Annotated in this window: 1 rRNA gene; it reads right to left on the bottom strand. The window is 53.0% G+C overall.

What is annotated here, in order from left to right:
- Window position 1: 1 nt before the first annotated feature.
- Window positions 2–2,922 (bottom strand): 23S ribosomal RNA (locus tag ACE1TG_RS19635).
- Window positions 2,923–2,931: the final 9 nt, after the last annotated feature.

The raw sequence follows: 2,931 nt of genomic DNA, 5'->3' as shown, positions 1-2,931 counted from the left end.
ATTAGTTAAGTCCTCGATCTATTAGTATCCGTCAGCTCCACGTGTCACCACGCTTCCACCTCGGACCTATCAACCTCATCGTCTCTGAGGGATCTTACTCACTCGAAGTGATGGGAAGTCTCATCTTGAGGGGGGCTTCATGCTTAGATGCTTTCAGCACTTATCCTTGCCACACGTAGCTACCCAGCTATGCTCCTGGCGGAACAACTGGTACACCAGCGGTGTGTCCATCCCGGTCCTCTCGTACTAAGGACAGCTCCTCTCAAACTTCCAGCGCCCACGACGGATAGGGACCGAACTGTCTCACGACGTTCTGAACCCAGCTCGCGTACCGCTTTAATGGGCGAACAGCCCAACCCTTGGGACCGACTACAGCCCCAGGATGCGATGAGCCGACATCGAGGTGCCAAACCTCCCCGTCGATGTGAACTCTTGGGGGAGATAAGCCTGTTATCCCCGGGGTAGCTTTTATCCGTTGAGCGATGGCCCTTCCATGCGGAACCACCGGATCACTAAGCCCGACTTTCGTCCCTGCTCGACTTGTAGGTCTCGCAGTCAAGCTCCCTTCTGCCTTTACACTCTGCGAATGATTTCCAACCATTCTGAGGGAACCTTTGGGCGCCTCCGTTACGCTTTGGGAGGCGACCGCCCCAGTCAAACTGCCCGCCTGACACTGTCTCCGAACCGGATCACGGTCCTGGGTTAGAATGTCCGTACAGCCAGGGTGGTATCCCACGGATGCCTCCTCCGAAGCTAGCGCTCCGGTATCGACGGCTCCCACCTATCCTGTACAAGCTGTACCAACATTCAATATCAGGCTACAGTAAAGCTCCACGGGGTCTTTCCGTCCTGTCGCGGGTAATGTGCATCTTCACACATAGTATAATTTCACCGGGTCTCTCGTTGAGACAGTGCCCAAGTCGTTGCACCTTTCGTGCGGGTCGGAACTTACCCGACAAGGAATTTCGCTACCTTAGGACCGTTATAGTTACGGCCGCCGTTTACTGGGGCTTCGGTTCTACGCTTCGCACCAAAGTGCTAACGCTTCCCCTTAACCTTCCAGCACCGGGCAGGTGTCAGCCCCTATACTTCGCCTTTCGGCTTCGCAGAGACCTGTGTTTTTGCTAAACAGTCGCTTGGGCCTATTCACTGCGGCTCCTCCTTAAAGGAGCACCCCTTCTCCCGAAGTTACGGGGTCATTTTGCCGAGTTCCTTAACGAGAGTTCTCCCGCTCACCTTAGGATTCTCTCCTCGCCTACCTGTGTCGGTTTGCGGTACGGGCACCTATGAACTCACTAGAGGATTTTCTTGGCAGTGTGGAATCAGGAACTTCGGTACTCGATTTCCCTCCCCGTCACAGCTCAAAATTGTTGGACGGATTTGCCTATCCAACTTTCTCACTGCTTGGGCGCACATTTCCATCAGTGCGCTTTCCTTATCCTACTGCGTCCCCCCATCGCTCAAACGCTCATGAGGTGGTACAGGAATATCTACCTGTTGTCCATCGCCTACGCCTTTCGGCCTCGGCTTAGGTCCCGACTAACCCTGAGTGGACGAGCCTTCCTCAGGAAACCTTAGGCATTCGGTGAAAGAGATTCTCACTCTTTTTTCGCTACTCATACCGGCATTCTCACTTCCAAGCGCTCCACCAGTCCTCACGGTCTGACTTCACAGCACTTGGAACGCTCTCCTACCATTGTTCGTAAGAACAATCCGCAGCTTCGGTGATACGTTTAGCCCCGGTACATTTTCGGCGCAGAGTCACTCGACCAGTGAGCTATTACGCACTCTTTAAATGATGGCTGCTTCTAAGCCAACATCCTGGTTGTCTGGGCAACTCCACATCCTTTTCCACTTAACGTATACTTTGGGACCTTAGCTGGCGGTCTGGGCTGTTTCCCTTTCGACTATGAACCTTATCACCCATAGTCTGACTCCCAAGTCTAAGTAGCTGGCATTCGGAGTTTGACTGAATTCGGTAACCCGGTGAGGGCCCCTAGTCCAATCAGTGCTCTACCTCCAGTACTCGTTCCTTGAGGCTAGCCCTAAAGCTATTTCGGAGAGAACCAGCTATCTCCGTGTTCGATTGGCATTTCACCCCTACCCACACCTCATCCCCGCATTTTTCAACATACGTGGGTTCGGGCCTCCAGTCAGTGTTACCTGACCTTCACCCTGGACATGGGTAGATCACACGGTTTCGGGTCTACGACCGTATACTAAAACGCCCTATTCAGACTCGCTTTCGCTGCGGCTCCGTGTCTTCCACTTAACCTTGCATACGATCGTAACTCGCCGGTCCATTCTACAAAAGGTACGCCGTCACCCATTAACGGGCTCCGACTACTTGTAAGCACACGGTTTCAGGTTCTATTTCACTCCCCTTCCGGGGTGCTTTTCACCTTTCCCTCACGGTACTGGTTCACTATCGGTCACTAGGGAGTATTTAGCCTTGGGAGATGGTCCTCCCGGATTCCGACGGAATTCCTCGTGTTCCGCCGTACTCAGGATCCACTCCGGAGGAAATTCTCTTTCGACTACAGGGCTCTTACCTGCTTTGGCTGATCGTTCCAGATCGATTCATCTAAAGAATTTCTTGGTAACTCCGATGGAGTGTCCTACAACCCCAGATAAGCTTGACTTTCTGGTTTGGGCTGTTTCCGTTTCGCTCGCCGCTACTTGGGAAATCGCGTTTGCTTTCTCTTCCTCCGGGTACTGAGATGTTTCAGTTCCCCGGGTCTGCCTCACGTATCCTATGTATTCAGATACGCGTCCTGCTCCATTACGAACAGTGGGTTCCCCCATTCGGAAATCCTCGGATCGATGTCTACTTACGACTCCCCGAGGCATATCGGTGTTAGTCCCGTCCTTCGTCGGCTCCTAGTGCCAAGGCATTCACCGTGCGCCCTTCTTCACTTAACTTGTTTTTGT

Source organism: Virgibacillus sp. JSM 102003, from assembly GCF_041949995.1.
Lineage (GTDB): Bacteria > Bacillota > Bacilli > Bacillales > Amphibacillaceae > Lentibacillus.
The sequence above is the reverse complement of the archived record's forward strand: the minus strand, read 5'-3'. Positions and strand labels throughout refer to the sequence as shown.